Source organism: Steroidobacter cummioxidans (assembly GCF_003104955.1).
This window is the reverse complement of sequence record NZ_LSRW01000078.1, coordinates 36751-52374: the sequence shown is the minus strand read 5'-3', so window position 1 is coordinate 52374 and position 15624 is coordinate 36751. Positions and strand designations below refer to the sequence as shown.

Here is a 15624-nt window from a genome sequence, read left to right as displayed (position 1 = left end):
GTTCCTTCTCTCTATCTCAAAATCGATTGCTGAATGTTTACTGACTGCGGCCGATCGGGCGAGCGAGCTATTTCTCGCCTTCGCGCCCGTAGCGATCCTCGAAGCGCACGATGTCGTCCTCGCCCAGGTAGCCGCCCGACTGCACCTCGATGATGTGCAGCGGAATCTTGCCCGGGTTTTCGATGCGGTGCTTGGTGCCCAGCGGGATGTAGGTCGACTGATTTTCTTCCAGCAGGAACACCTCCTCGCCGCGTGTGATCCGCGCCGTGCCCGACACCACGATCCAGTGCTCGGCACGGTGATGATGCAACTGCAACGACATCGACGCGCCCGGCTTCACCGACAGGCGCTTCACCTGGAAACGCTGGCCGTTGTCGATGCTGTCGTAGCTGCCCCACGGACGAAACACTTCGCGATGCAAGGACGTCTCGTAACGGCCCTGCTTCTTCAGCTGATTGACCAGCTCCTTCACGTCCTGCACCCGATTCTTTGGCGCGACCAGCACTGCATCCTTGGTCTCGACCACCACGTGATCGCTCAAGCCCACGGCCGCGACCAGTCGGCTGGTGGAATGCAGATAGTTGCCGCTCGAGTCGGCGGTCAGCACATCGCCCAGGACGACGTTGCCGTCGCCATCGGCCGGAATCGCTTCATGCAGCGCCGACCAGGAACCGACATCGCTCCAGCCCGCATCCAGCGGCACGACCACACCGAGCTTGGTCTTCTCCATCACGGCATAGTCGAAGGAGTCGCTCGGGCAGCCACTGAACTCCTTGGTGGGCAGACGGGTGAAATCCAGATCGCGCTTCGCGGCGGTGACGGCCTGCGCACACGCTTCATAAATTTTCGGCGACAACTCGCGCAGCTCGTTGAGCACGGCCGACGCGCGGAACAGGAACATGCCGCTGTTCCAGAAATATTCCTTCGACTCGACGTAGGACTGGGCCGTGGCGAGGTCGGGCTTTTCCACGAACCGGTCGATGGCGTAAGCAGGGCCCGCGCCATTGATGCGCTTGATATAGCCATAGCCGGTTTCCGGCTTGTTCGGCACCACGCCAAACGTCACGAGCTTGCCTTCGGCAGCCGCCTTGCGGCCGACCTCCAATGCGGCACGGAACGCCTTCACGTCGCGGATCACATGATCCGCCGGCAGGATCAGCAACAACGGGTCACTGTCGTTTCCTTTGGGAAGATCGGCGACCGCTGCCATGGCCGCGACCGCCACCGCGGGCGCGGTGTTCCGACCCACCGGCTCGAGCACGATGGCCTGCGGCTTGATGCCCGCTTCGAGAATCTGCTCGGCGACCAGAAAGCGATGGCTCTCGTTGCACACCACGACCGGCGCACCGAGCCCCTGGACTCCAGCGACTCGCGCCAGCGTTTCCTGCAGCATGGTGCCCTTGCCGACCAGCGGCAGCAGCTGCTTCGGATACAGCTCGCGCGACAGCGGCCACAGGCGTGTGCCCGAGCCGCCGGAAAGAATCACGGGAATCAACATACGCTGTCACCTCGCCCAATGGCGTAGTACTTCAATCCAAAACGCTTCACAAAGGCCGGGTCATACAGATTGCGGCCGTCGAAAATCACTTTCCTGGCGAGCTGCGAGGCAATCAGATCGAAATCGGGGCTGCGGAACTCCTGCCATTCGGTGGCGATCGCCAGCGCGTCGGCACCTTGCAGAGCCTCGTTGGCCGACTTCACCAACTGCAGCTCCGGGCGCTCGCCGTAAATGCGATGCACCTCTTCGTGCGCCACCGGGTCGTAGGCCCGCACTTTCGCACCGGCGGCCCACAAGGATTCCAACAGCGTGCGACTCGGCGCCTCGCGCATGTCATCGGTATTGGGCTTGAACGCCAGGCCCCACAAAGCAATCGTCTTGCCGGCCAGATCGTCGTTGAACACCGCGCGCATCTTGTCGAACAGCACCGCTTTCTGGCGCTTGTTCACCGCCTCGACGGCATTGAGCAGCTCGGCGTCGAACTTGTGATCGGCGGCGCTGCGCGACAGCGCCTGCACATCCTTCGGAAAACAGGAGCCGCCATAGCCCATGCCGGGATAGATGAAGTGATAGCCGATGCGCGGATCCGAGCCGATGCCCTGCCGCACCTTCTCGATGTCGGCGCCCATGCGCTCGGCCAGATTGGCAAGCTCGTTCATGAAGCTGATCTTGGTCGCAAGCATGGCGTTGGCAGCGTACTTAGTCAGCTCCGAGGAACGCACGTCCATCACGATCATGCGCTCGCGATTGCGGGTGAAAGGATCGTATAGCGCCTTGAGCAGCTCGGCGGTGCGCGGATTGTCGGTACCGACCACGATGCGATCCGGCTTCATGAAGTCATTGATCGCGGCACCTTCCTTGAGGAATTCCGGATTGGACACCACGTCGAACTCCGCCTGCGCCCCCCGCGCCTGCAGAGTCGAGTTGATCTTGGCCTTCACCTTGTCGGCCGTGCCCACTGGCACCGTGGACTTGGTAACCACCACCCGATACTCGCCGATGTTCTTGCCGATCGTTTCGGCGACCGCCAGCACGTACTTCAGGTCGGCCGAGCCGTCCTCGTCCGGCGGCGTACCGACCGCGATGAACTGAAACAGACCGTGCTTGACGCCTTCCACCGCGTCTGTAGTGAAATTGAGGCGGCCGGCCGCGAGATTCTTGCGCAACAGGTCATCCAGACCCGGCTCGTAGATCGGCGATTCGCCGCGCTTGAGCATCTCGACCTTGCGCTCATCCACGTCCACGCACAGCACGTTGTTGCCGACCTCGGCCAGACAGGCACCGGTCACCAGGCCCACATAACCGGAGCCGAAAATAGTCAAACGCATGGGGGGATAACTCGCTGGACTTAAAAGGAAAAATGGCTGGCGAGCTTAACGGACGCGCCGGTCGGGGTAAAGCAGTCGGCAGGCGCTGACAGTGCCCCAGAATGTTCCATAACTTGAAAAAATTTCAGCTGCTTGCGAGGGAGAAAGTCGAGCTTTGTCGCTTTATCTATTAGGAACAGCAGCTTTGCCACGGAAGGCAATAGCTGTTTAGGGAAGCGCGGGGCGTGCAGGGATGCACGCAACGGCCGGAACCCGACAGGACGTTGGCAACCGGCAGACAGCTGCTACGGAATCAGCAGGCCCGCAACTCTTCCCGAAAGTCGCCATCGCGCTGCTCCCACGGCTCGAGAAACGACGCGCACAGGGAAAGTGATCGCAATAAGAACAGGACGAAGGAACGGGTGCACACGCCGCTGCGGCCAGGAAGGCCAGGTGCGCGTGTCACACCACTCGACTCGGTCGCCGCGAGCCGCCGCCCACAGCGGCTCGCGGCGCCATTCGATTCAGACCAGCACCACCTTGTCATACATCCTGGCGAGTTGTTTATCCAACGTCACCAGGCGCCCGCCGCGGATCAGTGCCAGCGTCGCGAGGTAGCCATCGGTCACCGCCAGATGAGAGCTGGTGTTGGCCATCGTGCGGCCGAACGCAAGGTGCGCGTAGCCCGCCGTGGGCTCACCCCAGAATCCATGATCCGGCAACGCAGCGATCTCGCTCACATAGGTAGCGCGAACACAAAGACGCGGAGCACATCCTGTGCTCCGCGGTTTGAGCGCCGTCCGGCGGTGGGGAGTTCCGGACGCGGACATTCCTTGTCCTGTGCAAAGAATGCTTGCAGGTCCGATGTTTGATAGCGCAGATAAGTGGGGTTTCGCCCAGAAACACGCGATATTTGCAGCGCGCCGTTGTGCTCAGTGACCCAGCGGCCCTTGCGGCGGCGCGGCCACGCGCGGCCGCCTTGCCTGAAGCGTAGTCACGCTGGCCAATTCTCCGGCCGTTTTGCGACTCCACACCAGATCCTGAATGTCCCCGCTCGGCCGGTACTCGGCTACGGTCTGTATCAGCAGCTGGCGCGCCCTGGCGCAGTCAAAGCGGCCCAGCGCCAGTGACATCTCATCGAGCACTTGCTGGAGTTGATTCCATGGCAACGAATGCTCCGTCGCTCGCAGGATCATCGAGTGCTCGGTGCCGCTGACATTGGTGCCGATGAGCAGCTCTTCGAACAGTTTCTCGGCGGGGCGCAGGCCGGTGTAGACGATCTCAATGTCTCCGTCCGGATTGTCATCGTCACGCAGTGTCATGCCCATCAAGCCGATGATGCGTTTGGCGAGATCGGCAATGCGCACCGGCTTACCCATGTCGAGCACGAACAGGTCGCCGCCCTGCCCCATCGAGCCCGCTTGCAGCACCAGCTGCGCCGCCTCGGGAATGGTCATGAAATAACGGATCACCTCGGGATGGGTGACCGTCACCGGCCCACCGCGCGCGATCTGCTCCCGAAATAACGGCACCACCGAGCCGGACGAGCCCAGCACGTTGCCGAAACGAACCATACAAAAGCGCGTCTGCCCGGTGCGCGTCTGCAGTCCTTGCAGCACCAGCTCGGCGAAGCGCTTGGTCGCGCCCATGACATTGATGGGGTTTACGGCCTTATCCGTCGAGACCAGTACAAACGTTTCCACACGGCTGTCGAGCGCCGCCTCGGCCGCGTTCCAGGTGCCGAACACATTGTTGTTGATCCCTTCGATCACGTTCTGCTCGACGATGGGAACGTGTTTGTAGGCGGCAGCGTGATAAATGCTCTGCACCGAGTAGAGCTGCAGCACCTCCGTGAAACGCTGGCGATGATTCACGTCGCCGAGCAACGCGACCAAATCGACCGTGAGGCTCTCGAGCGCAAGCAACGACCGTAACTCGCGCTCGATGTTGTAAAGCGCAACCTCCGAGATCTCGAACAGCAGCAGTTGCACGGGCTGCAGCCGCAGGATCTGGCGGCACAACTCTGCGCCAATCGAACCGCCTGCACCCGTCACCATCACGACCTTGCCACGGATGCATGCATCGAGCAGCCGCGCATCGGGAGGAACAGGATCACGACCGAGCAGGTCGACCGGATCGACGTCACGCAGATCCTCGACCCTGGCAGTGCCGGACAAAATGTCGCTGTGATCTGGAACGGTCTGCACCATCAAGCACAGTGGCTCGATGGATTTGATGATTTCCTGACGCCGCCGCCGCGACAGCGAAGGCAAGGCCAGCAACACCGCCTGCACGCCTTCGTTGCTCACCATTTTCGGCAGCGCCGAGCGTGGAAACACTTCCAACCCGTGCACGATATTGCCGTGAAGGGCAACGTTATCGTCGATAAATCCGACCGGCTGGTAACTACCGCCCTGAGACAAACCGGTCGCGAGCATTTCCCCCGCTTCGCCCGCGCCGTAAATCACGACTCTCGGCACGCCGGTATAGAAACGATAGTTGAGTACGCTGCGAGCAACGTAACGTGTGCCGCCCACATACAGCAGCGCGAACGCCCAATAAATCGGCAACGCCGACAGCGGAATCGAAGGTTGCGGCCAAATGAGTAACGACACCGCCAGCAATGCAACCGACGCCGTGACTCCCGTGAAGACCGCCAGTACTGCCCGGTGCCCGAGATAGCGCAGCGCAGCCTGATACAAGCCCATACGTAGAAACACGGGGATCGTGGTCCACAACAGCGTGGCCGAGATCCATTCGTTGCCTATGGCATCGGGGCGCAGCGTGCCGAGCCGAAGCGACAATGCAAAGCAGAAGACCAGTGGGATGCCGATGACATCCACTGTCAGCATGATGAGGCGCTTTTTAGAGCGGGACAGATTCCTCATGCATCGCCTGTATTGCCAGCTTGCGCAACGCATGCGCGAGTCGAGGACGGCTCGCGTCGAGAATGTAGTCCGTTGGCTGCCATGTCAAACCACGGCACTGCCGACGTCGCCATATGGCGACATTTTGCTTCAGGACGAATGGCGCTTCGCAGGAGGAGCGGTTTCCAGGGTAACCGTAGAACCGCCCACCAAACGTCCGTCGGCGCTGGACGGCCGGCGCCCCAGTACCATGCCGCTGCCGAACACCACGTGATAGATCACGCCGGTGGCGATCCAACCGAGACACAGAACGCCGTCCGGAACACCGGTTCGATATCCGCCCACACCGATTGCCGCGCTGGCGAAAGCGCCAAGCGCCACCGCTTGTGCCACCTTGCGCGACGACAACCCCTGGCGGCGCAATACATGATGCAGATGATCCGAGTCGCCGTGGAATGGCGAGAGTCCATTCATCACACGCCGAACCATGCTGCTGAACAGATCGAAAATCGGCAGTGCGAAAATCCACAGCACGACAACCGGGCTGAATACCGGCTCCGCCCCTTGGGACAGATCGATGGCCAGCCAGGCGAGCAGGAAGCCGAGCATGGTGCTGCCCGCGTCGCCCATGAAAGCGCGCATGGGCTTGGTACGCTTGGACGGCCAATTGAAAATCAGGAAGCCCACCAGGCAACCGATCATGCTGACGATCAGCGGGATCGGTCCGAGTTGCCCGGCCAGGACGCAGGCGAAGCCCATGAACACCAGCCCCATCATCGCCTGAATGCCGGCCACGCCATCGCTGCCATCGAACATATTGAAGGCGTTGATCGCGGTCAGCACGATCGTGATGGTAAAGAGGTCGGAAAACCACCCCAGCTCGACGATTCCGCCGAAAAACACATGACCAATGTTGGTGGCGACCACGTTGGCGCCGCCGACCATCAGTAACGCGGCGCACGCCTGCCCGATGAAACGCACCGGCGCCGGCAGATCGAAGCGGTCGTCCAGCATGCCGATCACAACCAGGACCCCTAGTCCTGCAAGCAAGTAAGGATAGTCAGGGAATGACTGATAGCTGTAGATGCTGCTGATCAGGAAACCCGCGAACATCGCCAACCCCCCGATCACAGGGATTTCGCCGATGTGCTGTTTGCGGCCGCCAGGACGATCGATCAGACCGACGCTGCGCGCGAACGGCCTCAACGCGAACATGAAAAGAACCGTCACTAGCAGCGGCAGCGCGAGTCCGAGTATTCGCCCTGGCATGATTACCCTTGTCCCTTGAAGGCCGGAAATTCGTTGCGTTGACCGTGTTGTCGGGAATGCACCATCGTCATCCCCGTGCATGTGCGGCTCTTCCGCCGGCCGGTCTTCCTATTGTAGCCCAGGCGACACAAATAGATATATCCACCAGAGCCCGCATATTGCGAAAGCAATTCCGCGACCGTCACGGTGTCGGCAACTGGACACATACGTTCGTCGGTCTATCGCTCAGCATCGATTGCCGAGCCGATAGCTGCCGTCGAACACTGCGCGCCACCACGACTCGTGCTGCAGATACCAGTTCACGGTTTTCACGATGCCGGTTTCGAAACGTTCGCGCGGTGTGAACTGCAACTCATCGCGGATCTTGGTGGCGTCGATGGCGTAACGCCAGTCATGCCCTTTGCGATCCGTCACGAACTCGATCAGTTCGCTGACGCGGCGCCCGCGCGCCGCCGGACAGTTTGGAAAACGCTCGCGCAGCGACTCGTCTCCACTGAACTTGACCTCCAGCAGTCCGCACAATTCGGTGACGATGTCGATATTCCGCCACTCATTGCAGCCGCCCACGTTGTACGTCTCGCCGACTCTCCCCCGCTGTAGGATTGCTTCGATCGCCGCGCAGTGATCCTCGACATAGAGCCAGTCCCGAACGTTCTCGCCGCGGCCATAGACTGGCAGCTGCTTGCCTTCCAGCGCATGCACCAGCATCAGCGGGATCAGTTTTTCCGGAAACTGGAACGGGCCGTAGTTGTTCGAGCAGTTGCTGGTCGTAACCGGCAATCCGTATGTGTGGTGGTAGGCCCGCACCAGGTGATCGGAACCGGCCTTGCTGGCGGAGTACGGTGAGTTGGGGCCGTAAGCGGTCGCTTCGGTGAACGACGGCGCCGTCGAAGTGAGCGAGCCATACACCTCGTCGGTCGAGACATGATGAAATCTCACATCGGCGCGCAGCCGGCCTTCCTGACTCCACAACGCACGCGCGCTCTTCAGCAGCGTGTGCGTGCCGAGCAGATTGGTACGAATGAACTCATCAGGCCCGGAGATCGATCGGTCGACATGCGACTCGGCGGCGAGGTGCACCACGCAGTCAATTTTCTCATCGCGCATGAGATCGCCGACCAATTGCGCGTCACAGATGTCGCCCGCCACGAATCGATACTGAGCCCGGCCTTCAGCGTCCGCCAAATTCGACCGATTGCCGGCATAGGTGAGCGCATCCAGCACTACGACCCGATCTTCCGGATGCTGCTGCAGCCAATAGTGAACAAAATTGGCGCCGATGAATCCGGCACCGCCCGTAACCAGCAGGTGCCTCAAGGAACCAACTCCTTCAGTACCTTTCGCAAGTTCGCTCTCCAATGCACAGGCTGCAATCCCAGTTGCTCGAGCGTGACTCGATTGTCGAGCACGCTGTAAGACGGCCGGCGCGCGGGCGTCGGATATTGTTCAGTAGGGACCGGCATGATGACGACGTCTTGCTGAATCAAACCTAAAGCGCGCGCCTCATCGTAAATTGCCACCGCGAAGTCGTACCAGCTGGCAACTCCGGCATCGGTGAAATGCAGGATCCCGGATTCGCCATCGGTGAGTGCCGCAGCCCAGACGCATGCGGCCAGAGAGCCGGCGCTGGTAGGGGTACCGACCTGGTCGGCAACGACCTTGACGACCGTGCGCTCGCGAAACAAGCGCAACATCGTCAGTACAAAATTGCGGCCTGCCGCGGAATAGACCCATGCGGTTCGAATAACTCGCCAGTCCAGACGGGGCCGCGCTGCGATCCTTCGCTCGCCTTCCAGCTTGCTCAGCCCATACACACCGAGCGGATTGGTCGCGTCTTCCGGCCGGTAGGGCCGCCCAGCGCCACCGTCGAAGACAAAGTCCGTAGACACGTGGACGAATTTGATGGCGCGCTGCTCACAAGCCTCGGCCATGAGGCCTACAGCCTCGGCATTTGCGGCGAAGGCACCCTGCCGATCGGTCTCGGCCAGATCGACTGCGGTGTAAGCGGTCGCGTTGATCAAGACACTCGGTGCGTGAGCGTCCAGTTGACGAGCTAACGCCGAATGGTCGGCGAGCTCGTATTCGGCCCTGCTCAGAGCCACAGCCTGCACACTTTGCGGCAGGTCTCGCTGGAGTGCCCGAGCGAGCTGTCCCGTCGCGCCGACGATCAGAGCTTTCACGGGTAACACTCGGCAGTGTCGAGCGGCGTGCCACCTCGATCCTTCGCAGAGACGATCGGCTGGATGCCCTGCGCAATGGGCCACTCCACCTTCACTCGGGGATCGTTCCACAGCAGCGTACGCTCGCTCGCCGGGTCGTAGAAGTCCGTGCACTTGTACAAAAATTCCACGCGCTCGCTCAACGCGACGAAGCCGTGCGCGAAACCGGGCGGAATCCACATCATGCGACGGTTATCCGCACTCAGATAGTCCCCCACCCACTGCCCGAACGTCGGTGATGATCTGCGCACATCCACGGCGACGTCGAAAACCTCGCCCTCGGTGATGCGGACCAATTTTCCCTGCGCATGACGCAACTGATAGTGCAGGCCACGTAGCACCCAGCGGCTGGAGCGGCTGTGGTTGTCTTGCACGAAACTCGCGTCGATACCGGCGTCGGCGAATTTCCGCGCTTCCCAGGTTTCCATGAAGAAGCCGCGCTCGTCTCCAATAACCTTCGGCTCGATCAGCACGACCTCGGGCAGGCGGGTCGGTTTGAAAATCATTCGATGACTCGTTCTTCCAACATGCGCAGCAGATATTGGCCGTACTGCGTGTTCTGCAACGGGCGCGCCAGCGCACGCACTTGCCCGGCCGTAATGAATCCCTGCCGGTACGCAATCTCCTCGGGACAGGCCACTTTCAATGCCTGCCTCGTCTCGACGGCTTCGATGAACGTGGACGCGGCAATCAAGGATTCGTGCGTGCCGGTGTCGAGCCAGGCGTAACCGCGCCCCATGAACTGGACGTGCAACTCGCCGCGTCGCAGATACTCCTTGTTGAGATCAGTGATCTCCAGCTCGCCTCGCGCCGATGGCACGAGCTGCTGCGCGAACTCATAAGCGCGCTCGTCGTAGAAATAGAGTCCGGTCACAGCGTAGTTGGAATGAGGCTTGGCGGGCTTTTCCTCGATGCCGAGGGCGCGGCCGTGAGCATCGAACTCCACGACGCCATAACGCTCAGGATCCTGAACGTGGTACGCGAATACGCTCGCCCCCGTGCCCCGGGCGGCCGCGGCTCGCAACAGCTGCGTCATGCCGTGTCCGTAGAAAATGTTGTCGCCGAGAACCAAGGCGAACGCGTGGCTGCCGTAACGCTGTCCGGCAATCAGGATGGCTTCGGCAATGCCGCCCGGTCGCGGCTGCTCGGCGTACTCAAACTGCATGCCCCACTGTTCGCCAGTGCCTAGCAATTGGCGAAAGCGCGGCAGGTCTTCCGGCGTCGAGATGATCAGGTGCTCACGGATTCCGGCCAGCATCAACACGCTGAGCGGGTAGTAGATCATCGGCTTGTCGTAGATCGGCAGCAGCTGCTTGCTGGTGACCAACGTCAGCGGGTAAAGACGAGTGCCGGCACCGCCAGCCAGAATGATGCCTTTGCGCATGGGGCCAAGTCGCTGAAAACAGGTAAAATTGTCCCAGAATTGCCGACGGATTGCACGGTCTTGCGACACCGGCACGGCACGCGTCCCGACCTGGCGACGCCCAATAGATCGATGACCGGTCGGCCCACGGGAATGCTAGCGCGTAGGCAACGCGTGTGCAGCGACCTTGTTCGTATCGGCGTTTGCCAAGGCCGACCTGCGGCTCCACAACAGATCCTGACATAGGCAGCCCCCACACACAGCTTGCTGCTGTAGCGAAAGGCCCCCGCCAACGCCGCTCGCGCCACTTGGTGTGACGACAGCTCATGGCGACGCAATACGTGGTGCAGGTGATCCCAGTCGCCGTGAAAGGGAACCGTTCGTCACTCGTCGCACCATGCTGCTGAACAGATCAAAGATCGGCGCGAAGATCCACAGTGCGACGACGGGGCTGAATACTGGACCCGCTCGTTATGAAAGATCGATCGCCAACCAAGGAAGCGGTCGCTGGGACGATCGATGAGTCCGAGTGCGACAACTCAAGTCATCACAGCTGCGGACCCATCGGTGTCGACTGCCTGATTCGCAGTCGCGACGCCCGAAGTTATGCCCAAAGCGTCGAACACGCGGTTCGGGATCTCCGCCAGAGCAAACGCCTTGGCGTCAGACCCTCTTTGAAAACTCTGCCCCGAATCCACGAAGTACCCCACACCGTTGTGTTCGCCGTTCTTCAATGCGACGAATGCCACATCCCGCTCGGCTAGCTGGTATGGCTGATCGTCAATAAAGAAATGCAAACTGCCCGAGATCTCTCCTGGGTAGGTCAGCATGACGAAGAGATCACTGCCGCGGTTATCGACTTCAAACAGCGGGACGCCGTCGCTGCTTTTCGCCGCGGCCAGGCGACGCCCAGCTTCCGCCGCCTGAGATTGGGACGCACACACGATCAAGAAGTCTCTCGACATGCGCGGTTCCACTCGCTGGAATGCGATGCCAATCCGCTTGAGAAACTCATTGTGGCGACGCAAGCGCCAATAGTACGTAACTCGACCGTGCGGTTCCTGATGCAAACCCGTGGCAATCATCAGCCGCGCGCCAGGAAACGCGCGCCGTACCGATCCGAGGATCCGGTCATACGCTTGATACACCTCGCGGACTGGATCCCTGCCCGGGCGCAGATACCATTCTGGATTGGAGCTCTTACCACTGTAACAGGCTGCTGAAAACAAGTAGTGGTGCTGTATGTGAGCACCCGCGTTCAAGAACAGCGTCGCGAAATGCGGAGCCGTGCGAGCCACCTCCGCAAGAAACACATCGGCCAGCAGCACATCGAGCAAAATAGCTTTGCGCCATGGCGCTGCGATGGCTGTTGCAGCCAGCCGTGCGTACCACGCATAGTTGGCGACACGCGCATAATCAAGCATGCCGAGCACGAGCTTCTGGAGAGAGCGCACGGTCAGGCGAGCTTCGGCATTGTCGTTCACAGCCTGCACGACTGCATCGTATAGACCGCGCAAGCGCGGCCTCGCGGTCAACTCGGTACGCGTCCAGGGATCGGGAACGAAGAACGCGGCGGCACGCAGCCTGTGCTTGGCGTTCATGGGACTGATCGCTCCCACTCGCAATCCATGTTCTTCGAGGCGCTCCCAGATCTGCGGCAAATCGTGCTTGGTGATATCGCCCAGCCGAAAGACACCATGCTCCGCAAGCGTCTTTCCCGTGTGAGCAGTCACCCACTGAATCCAAGGTTCCAGTTCCTCATAGCGCTGCTCGGAGAGCGTCTTGGTCCAACCGTGGTCAGCAATGAGTCGATTCAGGTTCGGCAACGCACCTTGCTTGCAGTAGTACTCGATGCCCTCGAAATTGATCTCATTGAATTCCAGAAATAGCAGCTGTTGGGGCATATCCTCACGTCCGGCCCGGGCTCCGCTGAAGACTACAAGTCTGCGTCATTGCTGTAAAAAAGTCGACGTTAGCCGCTCGACGTGCCGCGCCGCTCTGCGTACGCGTGTAAACAGATTGCATCGACTACGCGCTGATCGTAGATCGCCTCCACCATGTGGCGGGCTGCCCGACCCAACGCGGGGATTTCGTCAGGGCATTCGCACAAGGTTTGCATGGCTTGAGCCAGAGCAGCGGAATCGCGTACTGGAACCAGATAACCGGTTTCGCCAGGGATTACGACTTCTCTGCAGCCAGGTGCATCCGTCGCCACCAGCGCACGTCCCATGGCCGCGCCTTCCAGCAGCGTTCTGGGCAAACCTTCCCGGTACGAAGGCAACACCATGACGTCGGCGGCAGCGATGTATTGACGTACGTCCAGCACTTCATCCACCCACTGAACCGCAGCTGAATTCCGTAGCTCAGCTATTTCAGCGGCACTGAGTGAGCTCGGGTTGCGCGAATCCGCTCCGCCCAGCAGAGTAAAAGCGGCGCCCGGATACCGCTGTTTTACCGCCGCGGCGGCTTCGATGAACTCCCGAACTCCCTTCTCGCGCAGCAGCCTGGCAATCATCAGAAAACGCGGCGAATCCCTGCCTCCACCCGGCAGCGCCACAGGTGCGAAGCGCTCCAAATCCACGCCGGAACCAGGGATCAATCGGGCGACGCCGGCGCTCACCAATCCCAGCTGCACGAACAGATCGCGATCGTCCTTGTTCTGAAAAAAGACCACGTGCGCGCGCGCGAGGGCAAATCGATACAGACGGGTGACCACACCCCGGACCAGCGGTCCGGCAGTGGTGAACGCATGACCCAGCCCGGTGATCGTCACCACGCGAAGGGGAACTTTCGCCAGCCACGCGGCCACTGTGCCGAAGATCGCCGGCTTGATCGTGAAGCAATGGACTATGTGAGGGCGATAGCGTCGAAACATCCGCGCCATGGTCCCCAGCAGCATGAGGTCGGCCAGCGGGTCGAGCCCGCGCCAGCTCACAGGAATATGCTCGAATCGCATGCCCTGCGACTGCAGTCTCTGTTCAAATCCCTCGCCAGCCGAACCGAAGGCAGTGACTTCTGCGCCAGCGCGCTGAGCTGCGCCTATCAGCGATCGGCGAAAATTGAACAGCGTCCTGGCGCACCTGGAAACGACGGCGATTCGCTCGCCGGAAAGATCCACACTCATTCTACGGCCCGCACAGTGCGGACACTATCGAGCCAGGATTGAAACATCAGAATGTCCCAGAGGTGATAGTGCCACTGGCGACTCCCGGACTGATGTTCGCGCCATAGTCGTTGAATCGGCTCGACCGCAAAGTAGCCATCGGCGCGCAAGCGGGACGGCGTCAACAAGGTCTCGGCCCAGTCGCGCAAAGTCGTTCGTAACCAAGAATCGAGCGGCAACCCAAAGCCAGTCTTGGGACGATCCACCAGCTCGCGTGGCACATGGCGATACAGCACGCTCTTCAACACGCGCTTGCCATCGCGCCCCTGGAGCTTCATCGCCAGCGGCAACGACCACGCAAACTCCAGCAAGCGGTGATCGAGCAGCGGCGCGCGTGTCTCCAGGCTGACTGCCATGCTGGCACGATCGACTTTGACCAGGATATCGTCCGGCAGGTAGGTCATGGTGTCGAGCAGCATCATGCGATTGATGAAGTCTTCATCGCTCGCGAGATCGAAGGGCTCGTTGAGAATCGTCGCGGGCTCGGCCGCGCCGAGCACAAGCTGCTCGGGCGACGAATAATGAGACACGAGTTGCCGATACAAGGCTTGCGGGTCCCTTATCGGCAACACTGCGGCCAGTTTGTGCAGCCGATCGCCCGGCGTGGCGATCTTCAGACTGGCCGGCAGCACCGGAGATACGACCCGCAGCAGCCGATCCCACTGCGCCGCACTCAGACCCTGCATGCCGCGCGCCGTAGCACGCAACAGCCAACTCGGAATGCGCGAGGTTCGGCCCCAGATCTGTTGCCACCACACATAGCGGTTGTAGCCACAGAAGCCTTCATCGCCCCCATCACCCGACAATGCAACCGTTACGTCCCGCCGCGCCATCGCGGACACCAGATAGGTCGGGATCTGCGACGAATCCGCGAACGGCTCGTCGTAAATAGACGGCAGCCTGGGAATCACGTCCAGCGAATCCTGGGGACTCACATACAGCTCGGTGTGATCCGTCCCCAGGTGGGCCGCGACTGCCTTGGCGTGAGTCGCCTCATTGTAGCCAGTCTCGTTGAAGCCAATGGTGAACGTGCGCACGGGCGTCGAGCTCTGCTTCTGCATCAACGCCGCGATGACACTCGAGTCGATCCCGCCGGAAAGAAACGCGCCGAGCGGCACATCCGAGATCATCCTCAGTCGAGTAGCATCGGCCAACAATCGCTCGGTCTCATCGACAGCTTCATCGAACGAGCCACGGAATGGATTGGCAATGGCGTGAGCCTGCCGTTGCGACGCCAACCAGTACGAAGTAAGAGACAGTTGCTCGGGTTTGCCATGGCGCAGTCCGACGCGCAGAGAATGGCCTGGAGGCAGCTTGTGCACCCCCTCATAGATAGACCATGGCGAAGGCACGCAGTTGTGACGCAAATACAGAGTCAGAGCGCTGCGGCTGACCACTGGATTCCAGCCAGGAAATTGCAGTAGCGCCCGAAGCTCCGAGCCGAACGCCAGCCCGCCGCCGACAAAACCATAGTACAACGGCTTTTTGCCCAGACGGTCTCGACTGAGAGTCAGCTCCCGTTGTTGTACGTCCCAGATGGCAAATGCAAACATTCCTACGAACTGCTGCAGGCTCGCCTCGATGCCCCATTGATCGAAAGCCGCCAGCGCCACCTCTGTGTCGCTGTGACCGTTGAATGTGTGGCCGAGCTTTTCCAGAACGGCGCGCAATGCGCCGAAGTTATAAATCTCGCCGTTGTACACGGTGATGTAACGGCCGCTGCGGGAGCGCATGGGCTGGCTGCCCAATTCCGACAAGTCGATAATCGACAGGCGCCGGTGGCCCAGGGCGACTCCGGTCGCTGCGTCGATCCAAGAGCCGGATCCATCCGGCCCTCGGTGGGACAGTGAATCCGTCATCCGCCGCAGCACCGCTCGATTTGAGTCGGGAGCACCTTGTTTCACGAAACCGGCAATTCCGCACATCGTCGGGGAGGCA

12 protein-coding genes are annotated in these 15624 nt (G+C 60.9%); all 12 read right to left on the bottom strand.

What is annotated here, in order from left to right:
- Positions 1–67: 67 nt before the first annotated feature.
- The 12 genes from D0550_RS28330 to asnB all read right to left on the bottom strand — a co-directional run bounded on the left by D0550_RS28330 (position 68) and on the right by asnB (position 15611).
- Positions 68–1498 carry a mannose-1-phosphate guanylyltransferase/mannose-6-phosphate isomerase gene (locus D0550_RS28330; RefSeq protein ID WP_116812564.1) on the bottom strand — a complete coding sequence of 477 codons (1431 nt, stop codon included), beginning with the start codon at positions 1496–1498 and terminating at the stop codon, positions 68–70.
- Complete coding sequence (locus D0550_RS28325) at positions 1492–2826, bottom strand: UDP-glucose dehydrogenase family protein (RefSeq protein ID WP_116812563.1); 1335 nt, start codon at positions 2824–2826, stop codon at positions 1492–1494. Before D0550_RS28325 ends, D0550_RS28330 begins: the two co-directional genes overlap by 7 nt.
- A 503-nt stretch (positions 2827–3329) precedes the next feature.
- Complete coding sequence (locus D0550_RS28320; protein ID WP_116812562.1) at positions 3330–3545, bottom strand: PIN domain-containing protein; 216 nt, start codon at positions 3543–3545, stop codon at positions 3330–3332.
- A gap of 192 nt (positions 3546–3737) precedes the next feature.
- Positions 3738–5657 (bottom strand): polysaccharide biosynthesis protein, encoded by a 1920-nt coding sequence (locus tag D0550_RS28315; protein WP_206606594.1) that lies wholly within the window; start codon positions 5655–5657, stop codon positions 3738–3740.
- 165 nt (positions 5658–5822) lie between these two features.
- Entirely contained in the window at positions 5823–6887 is a 1065-nt protein-coding gene (locus D0550_RS28310; protein ID WP_161966107.1) for an MraY family glycosyltransferase, read from the bottom strand.
- 279 nt (positions 6888–7166) lie between these two features.
- Positions 7167–8258, bottom strand: a complete 1092-nt coding sequence (rfbB, locus tag D0550_RS28305; RefSeq protein ID WP_116812559.1) for a dTDP-glucose 4,6-dehydratase — start codon at positions 8256–8258, stop codon at positions 7167–7169.
- Positions 8255–9121, bottom strand: coding sequence for a dTDP-4-dehydrorhamnose reductase (gene rfbD / locus D0550_RS28300; RefSeq protein WP_116812558.1), 867 nt, complete (start codon positions 9119–9121; stop codon positions 8255–8257). The genes rfbB and rfbD overlap by 4 nt, the downstream gene beginning before the upstream one ends.
- Entirely contained in the window at positions 9118–9666 is a 549-nt protein-coding gene (rfbC, locus tag D0550_RS28295; protein WP_116812557.1) for a dTDP-4-dehydrorhamnose 3,5-epimerase, read from the bottom strand. The genes rfbD and rfbC overlap by 4 nt, the downstream gene beginning before the upstream one ends.
- Positions 9663–10544, bottom strand: coding sequence for a glucose-1-phosphate thymidylyltransferase RfbA (gene rfbA / locus D0550_RS28290; RefSeq protein ID WP_116812556.1), 882 nt, complete (start codon positions 10542–10544; stop codon positions 9663–9665). Before rfbA ends, rfbC begins: the two co-directional genes overlap by 4 nt.
- Positions 10545–11062: 518 nt before the next feature.
- Positions 11063–12427 carry a hypothetical protein gene (locus tag D0550_RS28285; RefSeq protein WP_116812555.1) on the bottom strand — a complete coding sequence of 455 codons (1365 nt, stop codon included), beginning with the start codon at positions 12425–12427 and terminating at the stop codon, positions 11063–11065.
- Positions 12428–12495: 68 nt separating this feature from the next.
- Positions 12496–13647: a glycosyltransferase family 4 protein gene (locus D0550_RS28280; RefSeq protein ID WP_116812554.1), complete on the bottom strand. Its 1152-nt coding sequence runs from the start codon at positions 13645–13647 to the stop codon at positions 12496–12498.
- Entirely contained in the window at positions 13644–15611 is a 1968-nt protein-coding gene (gene asnB / locus D0550_RS28275) for an asparagine synthase (glutamine-hydrolyzing) (protein ID WP_116812553.1), read from the bottom strand. The genes D0550_RS28280 and asnB overlap by 4 nt, the downstream gene beginning before the upstream one ends.
- Positions 15612–15624 lie beyond the last annotated feature (13 nt).